The following is a 19,411-nucleotide window of genomic DNA, read 5'->3' as shown; positions in this document are numbered from 1 at the left end:
GCTTCACTCTCAATTCTTCAGATTGATCATCCGCTCGACCGAGCGCCGCGCGCGTTCCGCGAGCGCGGGGTCGATCGTGACCTGCTCGCCAAGCGTGAGCAGGCTGTCCAGAATGTTGGCGAGCGTGATGCGCTTCATGTGCGGGCAGAGATTGCAGGGGCGAAGCATCTCCACATCAGGCAGCTCGGCGCGGACATTGTCGGCCATCGAGCATTCCGTGATCATGACGAGTCGCCGCGGCCGCCGCTCGCGCACCCAGTTGATCATGTGCGCGGTCGAGCCGGTGAAGTCGGCTTCCGCCAGCACATCAGGCGGACATTCGGGATGCGCGATGATCTGCACCGACGGGTCGGCCTCGCGATAGGCGCGCAGCTCCTCGCCGGTAAAGCGTTCGTGCACCTCGCAGGCACCCTTCCAGGCGATGATCTTCACGTCGGTCTTCGAGGCGACATACGTTGCAAGGTAGCGATCGGGCAGGAAGATCACGGTCGGTGCGTTCAGGCTCTCGACCACTTGCACCGCGTTCGACGAGGTGCAGCAGATGTCGACCTCCGCCTTCACCTCTGCGGAGGTGTTGACATAGGCGACGACCGGTACGCCCGGAAATTTTTCGCGGAGCAGGCGAACGTCCGCGCCCGTGATGCTGTCCGCGAGCGAGCAGCCGGCGCGGCTATCCGGGATCAGCACCATCTTGTCCGGGTTGAGCAGCTTTGACGTCTCCGCCATGAAGTGCACGCCGCATTGCACGATGATGTCGGCCTTCACCTTGGTTGCTTCGACCGCGAGCTGAAGCGAGTCGCCGCCGATGTCGGCGACGCAATGAAAGATCTCCGGCGCCTGATAGTTGTGCGCGAGGATGACCGCGCCCCGGGCCTGCTTCAGCTCGTTGATTGCCTTGATCGTCGGCGCCATCAGCGGCCACTCGATCGGGGGGATCACGTGCTTCACGCGCTCATAGAGCGGCGCAGTGGCCCGCTCGACGTCCGCAGTCCATTCCAGTGAGGGCTTCGGCAGCGCGGGGCCGGTTCGCGCTGCTATGGCGCGCGGAGGGGCGGGGACTTGGCCCTGCGGCCGGTTGGCAAAGTCGTCGGGGCCGTAAATTCCAGTGATGGGCATCGAAGCCTCCCGTGAATGCTAATTATGCTCAATGCGAGTATATATAGGGTCTGAGAAATCCGGCCGAGAGGGCCGGTGGGTTTCGCTAGAGCTCACATATACTCAATCTGAGTAAATCAAAGATAACACGCGCCCGAGCTGGCCGCTAGCCCCGGCCGCACACATTCCCGTCAAATCGCGCTCGGCGCGTCGGAGAGGGCCGCGATGGGCAGCCCTTCGTGGAACGCAATCATTTTTGACTTGGGATCTTCATGCATCTGCATTAAACGCGTGACTCGCGGTTGCCTATCCCGGATCCGCCAGTGACTGATGAGGAACCCATGTCCACTCAAGCGGGCGAACTCGGTCCGGACTCGCGTTCCTCCTCCTGGCGCACCCCGGCGATCATCATTCTCTGCGGCTGTGCGATCGGCATGCTCGGCTTCGGGCCGCGCTCGGCGCTCGGGTTCTTCGTGCAGCCGATGAGCCACGAATTCGCCTGGGGCCGCGACGTGTTCGGTCTCGCGATCGCTTTCCAGAATTTGCTGTGGGGATTGGGCCAGCCCCTTGCCGGCGCCGTCGCCGATCGCTTCGGCCTATTCCGGGTGATGTGCGTCGGCGCGCTGCTTTACGCCGGCGGCCTATTGCTGATGCGCTATTCCTCGACGCCGCTGTCGCTGAATCTCGGCGCGGGCGTCATGGTCGGCTTCGGTCTCGCCGGCTGTTCGTTCAACTTGGTGCTGTCGGCCTTCACCAAGCTGTTGCCGGCGGAGAAGCGCGGCCTTGCGCTCGGTGCCGGCACTGCGGCGGGCTCGTTCGGCCAATTCCTGTTCGCGCCGATCGGCGTCGCACTGATCGACAATTTCGGCTGGCAGCAGGCGCTCACCGTGTTCGGCTTCCTGATGCTGCTGATCATCCCGTTGTCGCTGGCGCTCTCGACGCCGCCGGTCGCAACCACGGCCAACGCGGCGCCGGCGGATGAGCAGACCTTTACGAAAGCGCTCGCCGAAGCCTTCGGCCATCGCTCCTATGTGTTGCTGGTGCTCGGCTTCTTCACCTGCGGCTTCCAGCTCGCCTTCATCACCGTGCATCTGCCGGCGTTCCTGGTCGATCGCGGCATCTCGACTCAAACCGGCGGCTGGGTGATCGCGGCGATCGGCCTGTTCAACATCATGGGATCGCTGAGCGTCGGCTATCTCCAGAACTCGCTGCCGAAGCGCTACATCCTCTCCGCGATCTATTTCACGCGCGCGCTTGCGACGCTCGCCTTCATCTCGTTCCCGATCACGCCGTTCTCGGCGATCGCATTCGGCGCGGTCTCCGGTCTGACCTGGCTGTCGACGGTGCCGCCGACCTCGGCGCTAGTGGCGCTGATGTTCGGCACGCGCTGGCTCGCCACGCTCTATGGCTTTGCCTTCGTCAGCCATCAGGTCGGCGGCTTCCTCGGCGTCTGGCTCGGCGGCATCGTGTTCGAAAAGTTCGGTTCCTATACGCCGATCTGGTGGCTCTCGATCCTGTTCGGCGTGCTCTCCGCGCTGATCAATCTTCCGATCGTGGAGAAACCGGTTCAGCGAGCGGTTGCGCAGCCTGCCTGATCGGCTAAACATCCCCTGAAACAAGTCCAGGGAGTTCAGTCGTGGCCACATTCAAGGCGATCCGGATCGACAAGGCGGACAAGGGCACCACCGCCGCACTCACGCAGTTCGACGACGCCGAACTGATGGACGGTGATGTCACGGTCCGCGTGGAATGGTCGACGCTGAACTACAAGGACGGCCTCGCGCTCACCGGCAAGGCGCCGGTGGTGCGCCGCTTCCCGATGATCGCCGGCATCGATTTCGCCGGCACGGTTGAAACCTCCGCCCATCCGCAATGGAAGGCGGGCGACAAGGTCGTCTGCACCGGTTGGGGCATGGGCGAGACCCATCTCGGCGCCTATGCCGAGAAGGCGCGGGTCAAGGGCGACTGGCTGGTCGCCTTGCCGCAGGGCCTGTCGGCGCGTGACGCCATGGCGATCGGCACCGCCGGCTTCACCGCGATGCTGTCTGTGCTGGCGCTGGAGAAGCACGGCCTGTCGCCGAAGAGCGGCCCTGTGGTGGTGACGGGCGCGGCCGGCGGCGTCGGCTCGGTCGCCACCGCCGTGCTCTCGAAGCTCGGTTATCACGTCATCGCCTCGACCGGCCGCGCCTCGGAAGCCGACTATTTGAAAGAGATCGGTGCGGCCGAGATCATCGACCGCAATGAATTGTCGGCGGCGGCCAAGCCCCTCGCCAAGGAGCGCTGGGCCGGCGGCGTCGACAGCGTCGGCTCGACCACGCTCGCGAATCTCCTGTCGATGACGAAGTATGGCGGCGCGGTCGCGGCGTGCGGCCTGGCGGCCGGCATGGACCTGCCGTCTTCTGTCGCACCCTTCATTTTGCGCGGGGTGTGCCTTCTCGGCATCGATTCCGTGATGTGCCCGATCGAGCCGCGGAAAGCCGCCTGGCAGCGTCTGGCCTCGGATCTGGATCGGACAAAACTATCTGAAATTACTCATGAAATTCCGCTCGAGGAAGTTTCGGAATGGGGCGCGAAAATCCTTGCCGGCCAGGTCCGCGGCCGCATCGTGGTAAAAATTGTCTAACGGCGTTCAGACTTTACCAACCAAGCTGCTTCAATGTTGCCTTGGTTAGTATGGTAAGCAGCGGGTAAAGAGATAAGGCATCGCCCGCGCTGGGGTTGGTTCGGAGTTGAGCATGCTTGCGCGTATTGTGTTGGGGGCTGTCACGGCGGCAGCGACGTTTGCGCCGGCCATTGCAGGAAGCATGAACGCCGACGAGGCGCGCCGCTTCGTTGCCGGTAAGGTGTTCGCCTTCACTTGTTTCGACGGCACCCGCGGCGCAGGCCGCATCCTGGACGATCTCGGCGCCGCCGGCGCGGTGCAGTTCTCGGGCGCAGGCCCGGTGAAGCATCTCCGCCTGCCCGGCAACACGCTCCAGATCCGTGGGCAGAACGTTTGCGCCTCGATCAAGGGCATTCCGTTCGAGCCCTGTTTCAACCTGGAAAAGACCGACGATCGCAGCTTCCGCGGCTCGGTGTCGGGCATGGGCTTCGCCTATTGCGACTTCCACCACCAGGGCGGCAATCAGATGCTGATGGCCCGCGCCGTGGCGCGTCCGCGTTCACTGCGCTCTTCGGAGCGCACCGGTTCGGTCGCTGCGTCCAACACTGAAGTCGCCGCGCGCGTCGAGACGCCGCGTGTCGAGAGCAGCCGGCTCGAGCCGGTGAAGTCCGAAGCCAAATCGGAGCCAGCCAGGAACGACGCTCCGCTGGAATTGCGCCGCTCGACCCAGTGAGCTGGCTGCGCGGGACCGCCCGCGCATTTTGTCGTTGAAAATATTCATCGGTCACCAAGCCGCCGCGCCGTAGTCATACGGACGGCGGCTTTCATGCCTTGGTAGGGACTCGCGTCCCAGTTTGCGCAGGGCCGGGGGGTGCAAGGATTCTACGATGTCGTTGTATTTCTTTCGCATCAGCACCGGTCGTTATTCCGGCGCCGCCGACCAGCCGTACGAGTTCGAGGATCGCGCCGCCGCCTGGGCCGAGATGAGCGAGGTCTGCGCCAACCTGCTCGGCAGCATCGCGCGCAACCTGAAGCCGAACGCGAAGTGGAGCATGGAGCTGCTCGACGAGAACAAGAAGCCGGTCTTCCGCGTCAGCCTGGTCGGTGAGACCGTGTGCTGATGACCGCGAACGGGCAACCGTTAACGGACGCCAGCGCGTGCAAATCCGCGAGTTCCGTTTCATTGCACGTGAAAAGTGCGCAACTGCAGTAGTTTAAGCACGATTTCAGTATTTCTACCCAGGCTGCCGCGGCCACCCTTAACGTTAATGAGTAACCTCGCGGTTAGCCTTCCCGGACTGTTCACGCGCGTCGGCGCGGCAATGCGTATCCGGGGATTATGTCGATGATGTTCATTCAGAACCTGCGAATTGGCACCAAGCTCGCTGTGACCTCGGCACTCACCATCGCGCTCGTCGCGCTGATGATCGTCCTCCAGATGAACGGCGACGCTGCGGTTCAGAAGCTCAGCAATGGGGCATCGGGGCAGCAGTCGATCGCGCAAAGCGCCGCGGAAGCCAAAGCGTCGGTCCGCGGGATGCAGATCGGCATTCGTGACATCCTGAGCTCCACGTCGCCGGCCGAGTTGCAGAAGGCCGTCACCTATTTCAACGATCGGCAGACCGCGGCCCTGAAATTCGCGGACGAGATGGCGAAGCTGTCGCGCTCGCCGGAGAATCACAAGCGGATCGACCGCCTGGTCGTGTTGGTCGGCAATTTCAGCAAGGGGCAACAGCAGATCGAAGCGATCCGCAAGCAGGAGCTCGCCCTGAGCGCGAAGAAGGACGGCGAGGCGGCAGCACCGCTCGCAAAGCTCGTGGCCGAGGTCGACCGCATCCGCAAGGAGATGCTGGCGCCGATCAACGAAGAGATATCGGAGCTGACCAACGAGATCATCAACTTTGCCAAGCAGAAGAGTTCCGAAGCCCGCGCCGAAGCCGAAGCTGAGGCCGCGTCCGTCGCGCGGACCTCGTTCGTCGCCGGCGTGCTGGTCGCGCTGGTTCTGATCGGGGCGTGCATCTTCTCCGTCTTCAGCATTGCGCGGCCCATGCGCGCATTGACGGCGGCGATGGAGAAGCTCGCCGGCGGCGATTTCTCCGTGGTGCTGCCGGGCCTCGGCCGCAAGGACGAGGTCGGCGAAGTCGCCGGTGCCGTCGAAAAATTCAAGATCGTGTCCGAACAGAAGGCGCGGGAGGACGCGGAAGCCAAGTCGCGGCAGGATCAGCTCGCGGCCGAGCAGCGCAAGTCCGAGATGCGCAAGCTCGCCGACAGCTTCGAAGGCGCCGTCGGCGAGATCGTCGGTACGGTGTCGTCGGCTTCCACGGAGCTTGAAGCATCCGCCACCACGCTCACCTCGACCGCGGAGCGCACGCAGCAGCTCACCACCGTGGTCGCGGCGGCTTCCGAAGAGGCCTCCACCAACGTGCAGTCGGTGGCGTCGGCAACGGAGGAGCTGTCGTCGTCGATCACCGAGATCAGCCGCCAGGTGCAGGAATCTGCGCGCGTCGCCAGCGAGGCGGTCGGCCAGGCCCGCACCACGACCGACCGTGTCAGCGAACTGTCGAAGGCGGCGACGCGGATCGGCGACGTCGTGGAACTGATCAACACCATCGCCGGCCAGACTAATCTGCTGGCGCTCAACGCCACGATCGAGGCCGCGCGCGCCGGCGAAGCGGGCCGCGGATTTGCCGTGGTCGCCTCCGAAGTCAAGGCGCTCGCCGAGCAGACCGCGAAGGCGACCGGCGAGATCGGCCAGCAGATCGCCAGCATTCAGGCCGCGACCGAGCATTCGGTCGGCGCCATCAGGGACATCAGCGACACCATCGAGAAGCTGTCGGAGATCTCCTCGGCGATCGCGGCTGCGGTCGAAGAGCAGGGCGCCGCGACGCAGGAAATCTCTCGCAACGTGCAGCAGGCCGCGGAAGGCACCCATCAAGTGTCGTCCAACATCACCGACGTGCAGCGCGGCGCAAGCGAGACCGGCTCGGCGTCCTCGCAGGTGTTGGCGGCGGCGCAGTCGCTGTCCGGCGACAGCAATCGCCTCAAGCTCGAAGTCGGCAAGTTCCTGGGTACCGTTCGCGCGGCCTGACCAAAACCGCAGGGAGAGCCTTGCTCCCTGCGCAACTCTCGGAATGCAAGAGCGGCGTCGATCGCGGTGAAAGCTCCGTGTTTCTACGGCAAACGTGGTTAAGGGAAGCGGAATGGTTTTGGACGAAGTTCATGGGAATTCAGCCGCTTGAGCGGCAACGTCCATAAAGGGTTCCAGTCATGCATTTTCTCGGCCGCTTCCGCATCCTGAGCAAGATCCTCGGGATCGTCCTCCTGCTGTGCGGGATCGGTGCCGCGATCGCCTGGATTGGCGTCTCCGCCCTCAGCGATCTCAGCGAAAAGGCCGACGTGATGTCGACCGCGGCCAAGCGGGCCTTGCTCGCCGCGCGCGCCAACCAGAACGTCATCGCGCTGAACCGCGCTGAATTCCGCAGTGCGCTCGATCCGCGTGACGACAATCGCCTCGCCGCGCGTGATGTCATCAACGCCCAGCTCAAGCAGTATCAGGAGCGTTTCGACGAGGTCAGCCAGACCCCGGACGAGAAGGCCAAGACGCTGCTCCCGGGCGTGCGCGAGGCGTTCTCGGCCTACAAGAGCCAGATGGACACGACGCTCGCGGCCGTCGATGCCGAGAAGTCGGCGAAGCTCAGCGACAGCGCAGACAAGCTGCGCGACATCGCGATGAAGAGCAGGACCGCTGCGGAGAACCTTCAAGGCAAGATCCGCGAACTCGCCGATCGGCTGAATACGCGCGTCGAGGAGAAGAGCAAGGAAGCGCGCGAGCAGTATGAATCGACGTCACGCTTCCTGATCATCCTCGCAGGCCTCGGTGTCGTCATCGGCGGCGCGTTGGGCTTCATCATCGGTCAGTACGGCATCGCGCGGCCGATCCGCATGATCGTCGGTGTGCTCCAGGAGCTTGCCGCCGGCCGCTATCAGGTCGAGATCGCCGGCCTTGATCGCAAGGACGAGGTCGGCGAAGTCGCCAAGACCGCGGAAGTGTTCCGGGAGAACGGCCTTGCCAAGATTCGGATGGAAGCCGAGCAGAAGGAGATGGAGCAGCGCAGCGCGGCGCAGCGTCGCCAGGACATGCTCCGGCTTGCCGATCAGTTTGAAACCGCGGTCGGCGAGGTGATCGAGACCGTGAGCTCGGCCTCGACCGAGCTCGAGGCTTCCGCGACGACGCTGACCTCGACCGCGGAGCACGCGCAGCAGCTCGCGACCGTGGTCGCTTCGGCCTCTGAGGAAGCCTCCGCCAACGTGCAGTCGGTGGCCTCGGCAACGGAAGAGCTGTCGTCGTCGATCACCGAGATCAGCCGCCAGGTGCAGGAATCCGCGCGCGTGGCGAGCGAAGCCGTCGGCCAGGCCCGCACCACGACCGAACGTGTCAGCGAACTGTCGAAGGCGGCAACGCGGATCGGCGACGTCGTCGAGCTGATCAACACCATCGCCGGCCAGACCAACCTGCTGGCGCTCAACGCCACGATCGAGGCTGCGCGTGCCGGCGAAGCTGGCCGTGGCTTCGCCGTCGTCGCTTCCGAAGTGAAGGCGCTTGCCGAGCAGACCGCGAAGGCGACCGGCGAGATCGGCCAGCAGATTTCCGGCATCCAGTCTGCTACCCAGGAGTCGGTCGGCGCCATCAAGGACATCAGCTACACCATCGAACGCCTGTCGGAGATCTCTTCGGCGATCGCGGCGGCGGTGGAGGAGCAGGGCGCGGCGACGCAGGAAATCTCCCGCAACGTGCAACAGGCGGCGGAAGGCACCCATCAAGTGTCGTCCAACATCACCGACGTGCAGCGCGGCGCGAGCGAGACCGGCTCGGCGTCGTCGCAGGTGCTTTCGGCTGCGCAGTCGCTGTCCGGCGACAGCAACCGCCTCAAGCTCGAGGTCGGCAAGTTCCTCACCACGGTGCGCGCCGCCTGAGGGCGCCCGTCCTCACCCATCATTCGCCGATTGCAACCGCCGCGCGAGGACGCGTGGCGGTTCGCATGCGTCCACAGCCGATGCCGCGGTGAGAAGGTCTGCACGGTTAACCTTCCGGAAAACCGATGCAGTCATGATCTCGCAATATTCGGGTGCCGAGTCGCCCTCCCTGTATTGCGTATCGAACGTATCGGAGCACATTCAATGAGCGGCTTCTCCATTCGCCTCACCCACAAGGTCATGGCGATCGGACTCTTCGGCCTTGTCGGCCTCGTCGTCTTCGGCGCGATCTACGAGATCGGCAGCCTCTCTCAGGACGCCTCCCGCACCGTTGCCAACCGCGCCCGCGCGATCGCTGACCTCAACAAGCAGCTCACGATCGAGATGCTGGAGGCGCGCCGCAACGAGAAGAATTTTCAGCAGCGTCGCAACGAAAGCTACGCCAAGGCCCATGCCGAGCTGATGGGACCGATCAACCGCGATTTCGACCAGGTCGAGCGGTTGATGGCGGCCGGCGGCATGAGCGCGCTGTCCGACAAGACCAGGCAGGCACATGACGGCTTCAAACGCTATGCCGAGGATTTCAAGGCGCTTGTCGTGGCCGAGACCAGACTCGGGCTGAACGAGACGCTTGGCCTGTCCGGCTCGCTCCGCGCCGCCGTGCACGACATCGAGGTGAAGCTCAAGGAGATCGACGATCCCAGGACGACGAGCTGGATGCTGATGATGCGCCGGCACGAGAAGGACTTCATGCTGCGGCGCGACCCCAAATACATCGCCGAGGTGAAGAAGGCCGCGATCGAATTCTCCAAGGCGATCGAGGTGGTCGCAGTCCCGACGGCGGTGATGAACGACATCACGGCCAAGCTCCAGAAGTACCAGTCCGAGTTCGCGGCCTGGGCCGAGACCGCGCAGCAGAGCGCTGCGCTGGACGCCAGCATGATGAAGACGTTCCGCGAGCTCGAACCCTCCATGGTCGAGGTGCGAACCGCCGTCGACGCCATGTACAAGCAGGCCGACGCCGCGGAAGCCGCAACGCGCGATGCCGTGCGCCTGTGGATGATGATCGCCTTCGCGCTCACCGTCGTCGTGCTCGCCGTGGTCGGCTTCGTGCTGGGGCGCTCGATCTCGAAGGCATTGTCCGGCATGGTCGGCGCGATGACGCGGCTGGCGCGCGGCGAGCTTTCGATCTCCGTCCCCGGCGTCGGGCGCAAGGACGAGATTGGCGAGATGGCCGGTGCGGTCGAGGTGTTCAGGACCAACATGGCGGAGGCCGAGCGGCTGCGTGCGGAGCAGGCCGAGGCTGACGCGCGCGGGCGCGAACGGCGCAAGGCGGACATGCACCGCCTCGCCGACGGGTTTGAAGGCGCGGTCGGCGAGATCATCGACACGGTGTCGTCGGCGGCAACCGAGCTCGAGGCGTCCTCCAATACGCTGACCCAGGCCGCCGAGCGCGGCAACGGGCTCGCCACGGCGGTGGCGGCGGCCTCGGAGGAGGCGTCCGCGAACGTGCAGTCGGTGTCGTCCGCGAGCGAGGAGATGACCACATCGATCTCGGAGATCAGCCGCCAGGTGCAGGAATCGGCCCGCGTCGCCGACGTCGCGGTGGAGCAGGCCCAGCGCACCAACGCGCGCGTCGCGGAGCTGACCAAGGCGGCAGGGCGTATCGGCGACGTGGTCGAGCTGATCAACACGATCGCCAGCCAGACCAATCTGCTGGCGCTGAATGCCACGATCGAGGCGGCACGTGCGGGCGAGGCCGGCAAGGGCTTCGCGGTGGTCGCGACCGAAGTCAAGGCGCTCGCTGAGCAGACCGCGAAGGCCACGGGCGAGATCAGCCAGCACATCGGCGCGATCCAGACCGCGACGCAGGATTCGGTCGGTGCGATCAAGGAGATCGGCGACACCATCGCGCGGATGTCGGAAATTTCCTCGGCCATCGCCGCAGCGGTGGAGGAGCAGGGCGCCGCGACGCAGGAGATCTCCCGCAACATCCAGCATGCCGCGCACGGCACCTCGGAGGTCTCCGCCAATATCGGCAACGTCCAGCGCGGCGCAGGCGAGACCGGGGCTGCGTCGGCCCAGGTGCATTCGGCAGCACAATCGCTGTCTCAGGAGAGCAACCGGCTTAAGAGCGAGGTCGCGCGCTTCCTGGAGTCGGTCCGGGCGGCCTGAGGTCGTCAGTTGCTCCGTTCGAGCCGCGCATCGCGGTGCGCGGGTGTGGCGTCGCGCGATGTCTGCTGCGCTGCAACCAATAATTGCGGAACATATAACGGCGGCGACAGCGAATTCCGTAGTTCACGTAGGTTCCTGTTAACGCCTGTTTGCAACTATGAGCGCAATCTTACGGGATAAAAATCAGCCAGCATTGTTGAACTGACTTTCGCCCTGTCGTCCGTCGTGACGATGGCGGCGCAGGTGATTTGCGCGTTGCTAGGTCTCATCGGGATTTGCTGTGATGTCGAAGTTGTCGATCGTGTTCAAGCTTCTGACCGTGTTGTCGGTCCTCGTGCTGTCGCTCGCCGGCGTCGGCGTGATGGCGATCGGCACCATGCAGAGTATCAATTCCCACACCGTCGAGATCGCGGAGAGCTGGCTGCCGAGCGTGCGTGCGCTCGGCTCGCTTCGCGCCGATATCAACGAGCTGCGCGTCGCGCTGCGCCTGCACCTGATGCAGGACACCGCCGAGGGCAAGGAAGCCGCCGAGAAGCGCCTCGCCTCGCTGCAGGCGCGCATCGACCAGACCCGCAAGGTCTACGAGCCGCTGATCACCTCAGCCGAGGAGCGTTCGCTCTATGAGCAGTGGAGCAAGGCATGGGCCGAGTACCTGAACGGGGTGCAGGACGTCATGGCGCTGTCGCGCAAGGGCGTCGGTCGCTTCCCGGCCGATGCCAACGAGCTGTTGCAGACCAAGGTCGCGAAGATGGCCCAGGCCGCCGACCCGCTGCTCCAGAAGGGCATCGAGATGAACAACCGGGGCGCCGAGCTGGAGACGAAGCAGGCGGCCGACAGCTACGCCACGATCTTCCGCGTGTTGGTCGGCATCATCGTGTTCTCGGTCGTGATCGCGATCGGTGCCGCCTATTATCTCGTGCGTGACGTTTCTCGCGGGATTGCCTCGATCATCCATCCGATGCAGTCGCTTGGCGAAGGCGACCTCTCCGCCGAGGTGCCGCATCGCGGCGAGAAGACCGAGATCGGCTCGATGGCGGATGCGCTCCAGATCTTCAAGGAGGCGTTGATCGCCAAGAAGGCCGCCGACGAAGTCGCCGCGGCCGACGCCGAGGCCAAGATCGAACGCGGCCGCCGCGTCGACGCCATCACCCGCAAGTTCGAGGCCATGATCGGCGAGGTCGTCGGCACCGTGTCGTCGGCCTCGACCGAGCTCGAGGCCTCCGCGACCACGCTGAGCAGCACCGCGCAGCGCGGGCAGGAGCTTGCGACCGTGGTCGCCGCGGCGTCCGAGGAAGCCTCGACCAACGTCCAGGCGGTTGCGTCCGCATCGGAGGAGCTGTCGTCCTCCATCACCGAGATCAGCCGCCGCGTGCAGGATTCGGCGCGGATGGCCGCAGAGGCCGTCGAGCAGGCCACGCGGACCAACGACCGCGTCAATGCGCTGTCTCAGGCGGCATCGCGTATCGGCGCCGTGGTCGAGCTGATCAACACCATCGCCGGTCAGACCAACCTGCTGGCGCTCAACGCCACCATCGAGGCGGCGCGTGCCGGTGAAGCCGGCCGCGGCTTCGCGGTCGTCGCCTCCGAGGTCAAGGCGCTGGCCGAGCAGACCGCGAAAGCGACCGGCGAGATCGGGGCGCAGGTCTCCGGGATCCAGTCCGCGACGCAGGAATCTGTCAGCGCCATCCAGGAGATCGGCGGCACCATCGAGCGGCTGTCCGAGGTGGCGGCGGCCATCGCAGCCGCCGTCGAGGAACAGGGCGCGGCCACGCAGGAGATCTCGCGCAACGTGCAGCAGGCTTCGGTCGGTACGCAGGAGGTCTCGATGAACATCACGGACGTGCAGCGTGGTGCGATCGAGACCGGCTCGGCGTCGACGGAGGTGCTGTCGGCGGCGAAATCGCTGGCGACCGACAGCACGCGGCTCAAAGTCGAGGTCGCGCAGTTCCTGGAGTCGGTCCGCGCGGCTTGATCCTCAAGTGCTCGCCTGCGGAGCCGGCGGCGGTGCTATCTGCCGCCGGAATAGGATGCGCTGGTAGAGCCACCCGATCGCGACCAGCACGATGCCGAGGCACATGAACGACAGCGCGCGGTAGACGCCTGTCAGCGTCGACATGTCGATCACGAAGGCCTTCAGGATCGTCAGCGCGATCACCGCGGCCGACGCCAGCCGTGCCCGCTCGGAGTTGACGAGAATGCCGACGCCGAGCAGCACCACACCGAAGCCGAGCCAGCCGATCGAATAGGTGTATTGCTCCGCGCCCGTGGTGGCGCCGTAGAGCAGGACCGGGCCGTGATAGAAGCGGCGGATCTCCAGCGTCAAATAGGTGAGCGCGAACACCAGCGCAGCGCCGGCAATCGTGTTCGCATAGGCGACGGGGCGATGTCCGGCCACCGCATAGGACAGCAGCAGCATCAGCACCGCCGGGAGAGCGTAGCCGAGCAGCAGCAGGTTGAAGACGAGACCGCCGACATCGACGCTGGAGAGCAGCCACGGATTCTCCAGGATCAGCAGGCCGAACACGCTGATGAGCCCGGCGATCGCGGTGAGCGCGACCGCGCCGACATTGTGAACGATGCTGTGGCTCCTCAGCCGCAGCCGCTCCAGCCCGATCGCCATGGCGAGCGCGACGCAGACTTGCAGGGCAAATTCGAGCAGCGAGGGCGGCGACGTCATGCGGCCGCCGGTGGCGAGATGCCGGATCTCCATGAAGGCGAGCAGCGCGGTGAACAGGATCGCGGCGGCCTCCACGATGCGCAGCGGCGGATCGTCACCGCGGCGGCGCAGGAAGATGCTCGCGCCCCAGAACGAGGCCGCCGGCAGGCCGTAGCCCCACAACAGCCAATTGAAGATCGGCGTGGTGCCGACGGCATCGCCGACGATGCGCGGATCATAGCCGATGCGCGCGGTCACGATCGCGGCAAAGATGGCGGCGAGCCGGCGCAGGACCGGGATCGGCCGCTGCAGCGAGATCCAGGCCGTGCCGAGCGACATCAGCGCCAGCGCGATGGTGAGCCAGCCCTTTTCGAGGGCGAAGGTCAGCGCCAGCGCCAGCGCGCCGAGCGTGCCGGTCGCGAACAGCGCGACAGAGGTCGCAGTGCCCGGCCGATCTTCGCGGCGCGCCAGCGCTTCGGTCGCAGCGCCAAAGGCGGCGGCGAGCAGCACCGCGAGGATCGCGAACGGGATCGAGCGGTCGAGATGGGCGACGCGCGCGTAGAGCGCAACGAGGATCGCGATCGGCGTCGCGACGGCGGCCGCAGACCACACCACCGGAATGACCGCCGAGTTCGAGCGGCCCTGCGCGAGGAAGCCTGCGATGCCGAAGCCGGCAGCGAAGATCGCGGCCATCACCAGATGCAGCGTCACCGAACCGTCGGTGGCGACCGGTCCGACGCCGGGGATCGGGCCGCCCGGCAGCACCAGCATGTCGGGATTGGCGCGCACCGCCCATTCGGCGAACACGATGAAGACGGTTGCCGCGGCCGCGCCCAGTGCGCCGGTCGCCGCCGGCGCACGCCAGGCGACGAACAGCGTCGCGCCGACGAGAAGCGTGAACGCGATCAGCGCAAGGTCCGCATGCGCGCTCGACAGCACGATCAGCATCGCGCCGAACAGATAGGCGCCAAGCGAGCTCGACGACACCGGCTCGATCTCGCCGTCCTCGATGGTCGGGCCGAACATGAAGCCGCAGACCACGAGGAGGGCGGCGAGCACGAAGCCCGCGATCGCATGGAAGGTGTGCGGCGCGACCTGCAGCTCGCTGGTATCGAGACCCGGGAAGATCCAGAGCACGGCGAAGGCGATGGTGGTCACCGCGAGCCAGCGCCACAGCCGGATGCGCGCGAGGCCGAAGCTCGCGGCGGTGACGATCGCAAGATAAATATAGAGCGCCCAATAATCCGGCTTGCCGCTGGAGACGAGGATCGGCGTCACGAACGCGCCGACCACGCCGAGGCCCGCGAGTGCGGGCCCATGCAACAGTGCCGCGGCGAGCGTGCCCATCGCGACGATGCCGAGCAGCACGAAAGCGGTGGCGGGCACGAGGAAGCCATAGAGCGCATAGGCCGCGTAGATGGTCGCGAACGCCACGGCCGTTCCGGCCGCGGTGAGGATCGCGGGGATGTTGGCGATAGGCAGCGCCGCGATGTTGGAGATGCTCTCCTTGCGCCGCGACCATTCGCCGGCGCCCAGCAGCGCGGCTGCGAACAGCCCGCCGAGGAACACGCGCACGCCGGGGCCGACGAGACCTGCCTCGATCGAATAGCGCACCATGAAGAAGCCGCCGAGCGCGAGCGCGAGGCCGCCGATCCAGACCACCCAGCGCGTGCCGAGCCGTTCCTCGAAGCCGGGTGCCGGCGCGGGCAAAGGCGGCGGTGCGTAGGCCTCGGTGTTCGCCGCAAGCGGCGGCGGTGCATCGGCTTCGGTGCTCGGCGCGAGCGGCCGCGGTGAAACCTCTTCGGTGACGAGCGGAGGCGGTGCTGCCTCGACTTCGGGCGCGAGCGGCGGCGGCTCGGCGGCCGTCGTCGCGGGCGCCTCGGCCTGCACCTGCGTGGGCATCAGCGGCGGCGGCTGCACCTGCCGCTGCGCGTAAAACATCTCTTCGAGCGAGGCCAGCCGGCGGCGCAGCTCGGCCGCCTGGCTGGAGGCCTTGATCGCGATCAGGACAGCGATGATCGCAATGATCAGCGCAAAGACGTCAAACGGGCCGTCGGACATGAAGCCTCCAGGCAACCGGCGGGCAGGGGCCGGTCACGCAAATCCTAGGATCTAGCGCCGGGAGCGTACGCGCAAGCCCGGCGCGGGTCGTTCCTGGAGCACGTCGCGGCGGAAGCGGTAGAGCGCCGCCGGCCGTCCGCCGGTCTGTGTCGACATCACCCCGGTCGGTTCGACCAAGGCTTCGGTTTCGACCAGGCGGCGGAAATTTTGTTTGTGCAGGTGCCGGCCGGAGATCGCCTCCACCGTGTACTGCAGTTCAGTGAGTGTGAACTCCGCGGTCAAAAGTTCAAACACCACAGGACGATACTTCAGTTTTGCACGCAGCCGCGCGATCGCTGTCGCGAGAATCCGGCGGTGATCGAACCGCATGGAGGTGCCGAGCGCGGGAAGCTGCTTGCGCGCCAATGCCGCAGGACGGCCGTCGCGCCGCGCCTCCTCGATCAGCCCGGCCTCGTACAAGAGCTCGTAGCGGTCGAGCACGCGCTCCTCGTCCCAGGGCGCGCCGTCGAGGCCGAAATAGAACCGCACGCGATCCCGGCGCGGCAGCGCGCGTGTGGTCTCCGGCGTCTCCTCCTCGGCCCATAGCGTCAGCGCCGGAATGATGTCACGGGCGATGATCGCAGGCGGCTCCTCGCGCCAGTCTTCCCAGGGGAGGAAGCGATACCACGGTTCGAAGCTCGCGCCGGTCGCTGCGAGCTCGCCGCCCACCGCGCGCGTCAGCGCCAGATAGCCGATCGACACCATATGCGCACCGGTGTCGCCGGCCTCGGCATGACGGCCACGATCGCCGAACGTGTAGAGCTGCTCGACATAGCCGAGCCGCAAGCCCGCCTGCGCCTCGACCCAGGCGCGCAGGCCGATCTCGAACGTGCGATGGCTGGGCGCATCGAACGGCCCGAACGGCAGGCCCGCCAGCCCATCACTGCTGTGCGCGGTGAGGATCAGCGGCTCATGATCCTCGATCGCGACGATCGCCGCGGTCAGGCCGATCTCGATCGGCGTCAGCTGCGTGTCGCTCATGCGGCTGATGTCGCAGTTGTCATTCGAGCTCGATCACGAAGGGGCGGCCCTCGACCATCATGGCGCCCGGGCCCATCTCGTCGAGCGCGCGCAGCATGCGGCCGTTGCGTCCGAGCGCGCGGTCGGCAAGACCGACGATGCGGCGGTTCGGCGAGGCGATCGGGGAGGCCGCGCGGATCTTCTTGGCGATCTCGATCTCGTCGCGATCCGGATTGAGGGCGCAGACGGCCGCAAAGGCGCTCGCAGTGGAGCGGCTGATGCCGGCATAGCAATGCACCACCAGCGGCGCGCTGCGGTCCCAGCCGCGTACGAAATTCAGCACCTGGTCGATATGAGCTTCGGATGGTGCGGTGAAGCCGTCCATCTCCTCGGTGATGTCGTCCATCGACACCTTGAGATGGTTGGCCGGCAGCACCGACACCGGACGTGCCACCTGCTCGACATTGGCCATGACGGTCAGCACATGGCTGGCCCTGGTGAGGCGGACGGTTTCGGGAAGGGCGGCGAGGGAACAGACGTGGATCATGGCGGACCTTTTTGCCGCTGATTATAGCGAGCGCTCGTAGGGTGGGCAAAGGCGCATCGCGCCGTGCCCACCGTTTCGCACCGCGCACACCGCGGCTAGTTTGGTGGGCACGCTTCGCTTTGCCCACCCTACGAAGGGATGATGCTACGCGAACACCGCGTTGAACCGCTCCAGAAACTGCTTCTCGGCCCGCGCCGCGGTCCAGGGCGTGAGGTAGTCGCGCCGGACGCTGTCGGAGAGGCTGGGGTCCCTGCCGAACAGGCGCTTCGCCTCGCTTTCGCTGAAGCCGGCAAGCTCGGTTGCCTCCAGATAGGCCGCCCCGCGATCGGCGGCCTTGATGGCTTGCGTGATCTCCTCGGGCAGCGCCGGCGGCAGGCCGAAGCGGATGTGGATGGCGCCGAGCAGGCGCTTCTCCACCGCCTTGTAGTGGCCGTCGAGCACGGCCTTGAACGGCGAGATCATGTCGCCGATCACGTATTCGGGCGCATCGTGCAGCAGGGCGGCGAGCCGCATGCGCTCGTCGACGCGCGGCATCTCGTGCCGCATCACGGTCTCCACCAGAAGCGTATGCTGCGCGACCGAGAAGATGTGCGCGCCGGTGGTCTGCCCGTTCCAGCGCGCCACGCGCGCCAGCCCATGCGCGATGTCGGCGATCTCGACATCGAGCGGAGAGGGATCGAGCAGATCGAGCCGCCGGCCCGACAGCATGCGTTGCCAGGCGCGGGATGCCACGTCGCGTGCCGTTTTCTTCGCGGTCATTTGGCCTTGAGGCGCGGCTTGCGCTGCGTCTTGCCGCAGCTCGCGTGACAATGGCAGTCGACGAGATGGTCGTTGACCATGCCGGTCGCCTCCATGAAGGCGTAGACGATGGTCGGACCGACGAATTTGAAACCGCGCGAGGACAGTTCCTTGGAGATCTGCGTCGACAGCGGCGTCGAGGCCGGCACGCTCGCAGTGGTCTTGAAATTGTTGACCTTGGGCCGGCCGTCCATGAAGTCCCACAACAGCTTCGAGAAGCCCAGGCCCTTCTCCATGATGTCGAGATATGATTTCGCGCTCAGGATCGCGCCGTCGATCTTGGCGCGGTTGCGCACGATGCCGGCATCGTTCATCAGCGCGTGCACCTTCTTGTCGTTGTAGCGCGCGATCTTCTCCGGCTGAAAATCATCGAAGGCTTTGCGGAAATTGTCCCGCTTGCGCAGGATCGTGATCCAGGAGAGGCCGGCCTGGAAGCCGTCGAGGATCAGCTTTTCGTAGAGCGCACGGTCGTCATATTCCGGCACGCCCCATTCGGTGTCGTGATAGGCGACATAGAGCGGGTCTTCGCCGGGCCAGGGGCAGCGGGTCTTTCCGTCGGGATGCAGGCGGGGGGCTCGGCTCATGCGATGGGCTGCTTCAGGGGAATGCGGACGACGTCGGGTTCGGCGAGCCTCACGGCGAGGCCGCCGGCGGTGAGCGGCTGGCCGGCATCGAGCGCGTCCGCAACGCGGTCGATGCGTACCAGCGCGATGCCCTTGCCCTGTGCGGACGAGCCCATCGTGCCGACCGGCTTGTCGCCGGCCATAACACTGACGCCGGCCTCCGGCGAGAGGTCGTCGAGCAGCACCTTGACGCTGCGGGTGCGCGCGGTGCCGCGATGCTGCATGCGCGAGACGACCTCCTGGCCGACATAGCAGCCCTTGTCGAAATCGACGCCGGCAAGACGGTCCATGTTGGTCTCGTGCGGGAACGCATCGCTGTACATGAAATCGAGCCCGCCGCGCGGCACGCCGAGCGCGATGCGATGGGCCTCGTATTCGGCGGCATCGACCAGCTCGGCGCCGATGAGATCGGACAGCTTCTGTTTGAGATCTTCGGGGATCAGGATGCGAGTGCCGAGCGCATCATTGCGCGGATCGGCGAACGCAAGGTCCGGCTGCGCCGCAAGCTGGCCGTCCCAGGCCGCGAGCACGCCGAGATCGAGGTTTTCCACCGTGACCTTGGCGCGCAGCTTGTAGAATTTCAGCTTGGTGGCGAGGCCCTCGGCCAGCGCCTTCGGACAGTCGATCAGGAACCCGCCGCCATGGCCTGCGGGCACCTCTGTGATCAGGAAGTCCACGATGATCTTGCCCTGCGGCGTCAGCAGCGCACCGAATCGCCCCAGGCCCGGCTTCAGCCTGTCGAGATCGGTCGTGATCAGGCCGTTGAGGAAGTTGCGCGCGTCCTCGCCCGCGACCTTGACCACGCTCCGGTCGGGAAGAAACGCTGATTTCATGTGAAAATCTCTTGCGACATGTTGCTCCGGAACGTAAGCCCGCAAGGC

The 19,411-nt window shown here is 65.9% G+C and carries 15 protein-coding genes; 8 read left to right on the top strand and 7 right to left on the bottom strand.

What is annotated here, in order from left to right; translation table 11 throughout:
- Window positions 1-9 precede the first annotated feature (9 nt).
- Window positions 10-1,116: a quinolinate synthase NadA gene (gene nadA / locus ACVJ5M_RS37790; protein ID WP_063985098.1), complete on the bottom strand. Its 1,107-nt coding sequence runs from the start codon at window positions 1,114-1,116 to the stop codon at window positions 10-12.
- A 320-nt stretch (window positions 1,117-1,436) separates the two neighbouring features.
- Between nadA and ACVJ5M_RS37785 the strand changes: the two genes are divergently transcribed.
- The 8 genes from ACVJ5M_RS37785 (at window position 1,437) to ACVJ5M_RS37750 (ending at window position 12,818) form a co-directional block, all read left to right on the top strand.
- Window positions 1,437-2,690 (top strand): MFS transporter, encoded by a 1,254-nt coding sequence (locus ACVJ5M_RS37785; protein WP_063985097.1) that lies wholly within the window; start codon window positions 1,437-1,439, stop codon window positions 2,688-2,690.
- 41 nt (window positions 2,691-2,731) lie between these two features.
- Window positions 2,732-3,718, top strand: coding sequence for an acrylyl-CoA reductase (NADPH) (gene acuI, locus ACVJ5M_RS37780; protein WP_063985096.1), 987 nt, complete (start codon window positions 2,732-2,734; stop codon window positions 3,716-3,718).
- A 112-nt stretch (window positions 3,719-3,830) separates the two neighbouring features.
- On the top strand, window positions 3,831-4,430 hold the full coding sequence (locus ACVJ5M_RS37775; protein WP_063985095.1) for a hypothetical protein: 600 nt from the start codon (window positions 3,831-3,833) through the stop codon (window positions 4,428-4,430).
- A 154-nt stretch (window positions 4,431-4,584) separates the two neighbouring features.
- Entirely contained in the window at window positions 4,585-4,818 is a 234-nt protein-coding gene (locus tag ACVJ5M_RS37770; RefSeq protein ID WP_028152150.1) for a DUF6894 family protein, read from the top strand.
- Window positions 4,819-5,042: 224 nt separating this feature from the next.
- Window positions 5,043-6,785, top strand: a complete 1,743-nt coding sequence (locus ACVJ5M_RS37765; RefSeq protein ID WP_063986624.1) for a methyl-accepting chemotaxis protein — start codon at window positions 5,043-5,045, stop codon at window positions 6,783-6,785.
- 179 nt (window positions 6,786-6,964) lie between these two features.
- A complete protein-coding gene (locus ACVJ5M_RS37760) occupies window positions 6,965-8,671 on the top strand; it encodes a methyl-accepting chemotaxis protein (protein WP_354099725.1) in 1,707 nt (568 codons plus the stop codon).
- 204 nt (window positions 8,672-8,875) lie between these two features.
- Window positions 8,876-10,846, top strand: coding sequence for a methyl-accepting chemotaxis protein (locus tag ACVJ5M_RS37755; protein ID WP_063985093.1), 1,971 nt, complete (start codon window positions 8,876-8,878; stop codon window positions 10,844-10,846).
- 283 nt (window positions 10,847-11,129) lie between these two features.
- The gene (locus ACVJ5M_RS37750; protein WP_063985092.1) at window positions 11,130-12,818 is read left to right on the top strand and encodes a methyl-accepting chemotaxis protein; all 1,689 of its coding nucleotides are present in this window, start codon (window positions 11,130-11,132) and stop codon (window positions 12,816-12,818) included.
- A gap of 3 nt (window positions 12,819-12,821) precedes the next feature.
- Here ACVJ5M_RS37750 and ACVJ5M_RS37745 read toward each other — a convergent pair whose 3' ends face one another.
- From ACVJ5M_RS37745 to ygfZ, 6 genes are all read right to left on the bottom strand, one after another.
- A complete protein-coding gene (locus tag ACVJ5M_RS37745; protein ID WP_354099723.1) occupies window positions 12,822-15,563 on the bottom strand; it encodes a DUF2339 domain-containing protein in 2,742 nt (913 codons plus the stop codon).
- 51 nt (window positions 15,564-15,614) lie between these two features.
- Window positions 15,615-16,583 carry an NUDIX hydrolase gene (locus ACVJ5M_RS37740; protein ID WP_063985091.1) on the bottom strand — a complete coding sequence of 323 codons (969 nt, stop codon included), beginning with the start codon at window positions 16,581-16,583 and terminating at the stop codon, window positions 15,615-15,617.
- A 19-nt stretch (window positions 16,584-16,602) separates the two neighbouring features.
- Window positions 16,603-17,109 carry a tyrosine phosphatase family protein gene (locus ACVJ5M_RS37735; RefSeq protein ID WP_028152156.1) on the bottom strand — a complete coding sequence of 169 codons (507 nt, stop codon included), beginning with the start codon at window positions 17,107-17,109 and terminating at the stop codon, window positions 16,603-16,605.
- Between the two features lie 144 nt (window positions 17,110-17,253).
- The gene (locus ACVJ5M_RS37730; RefSeq protein WP_063985090.1) at window positions 17,254-17,868 is read right to left on the bottom strand and encodes a YfbR-like 5'-deoxynucleotidase; all 615 of its coding nucleotides are present in this window, start codon (window positions 17,866-17,868) and stop codon (window positions 17,254-17,256) included.
- Window positions 17,865-18,491, bottom strand: coding sequence for a DNA-3-methyladenine glycosylase I (locus tag ACVJ5M_RS37725; protein ID WP_354099722.1), 627 nt, complete (start codon window positions 18,489-18,491; stop codon window positions 17,865-17,867). The genes ACVJ5M_RS37730 and ACVJ5M_RS37725 overlap by 4 nt, the downstream gene beginning before the upstream one ends.
- Window positions 18,488-19,363 carry a CAF17-like 4Fe-4S cluster assembly/insertion protein YgfZ gene (gene ygfZ, locus ACVJ5M_RS37720; protein WP_028158166.1) on the bottom strand — a complete coding sequence of 292 codons (876 nt, stop codon included), beginning with the start codon at window positions 19,361-19,363 and terminating at the stop codon, window positions 18,488-18,490. The genes ACVJ5M_RS37725 and ygfZ overlap by 4 nt, the downstream gene beginning before the upstream one ends.
- Window positions 19,364-19,411 lie beyond the last annotated feature (48 nt).

It is taken from the genome of Bradyrhizobium sp. S3.7.6, assembly GCF_054061875.1.
This window is presented reverse-complemented; position numbering and strand designations above follow the sequence as displayed.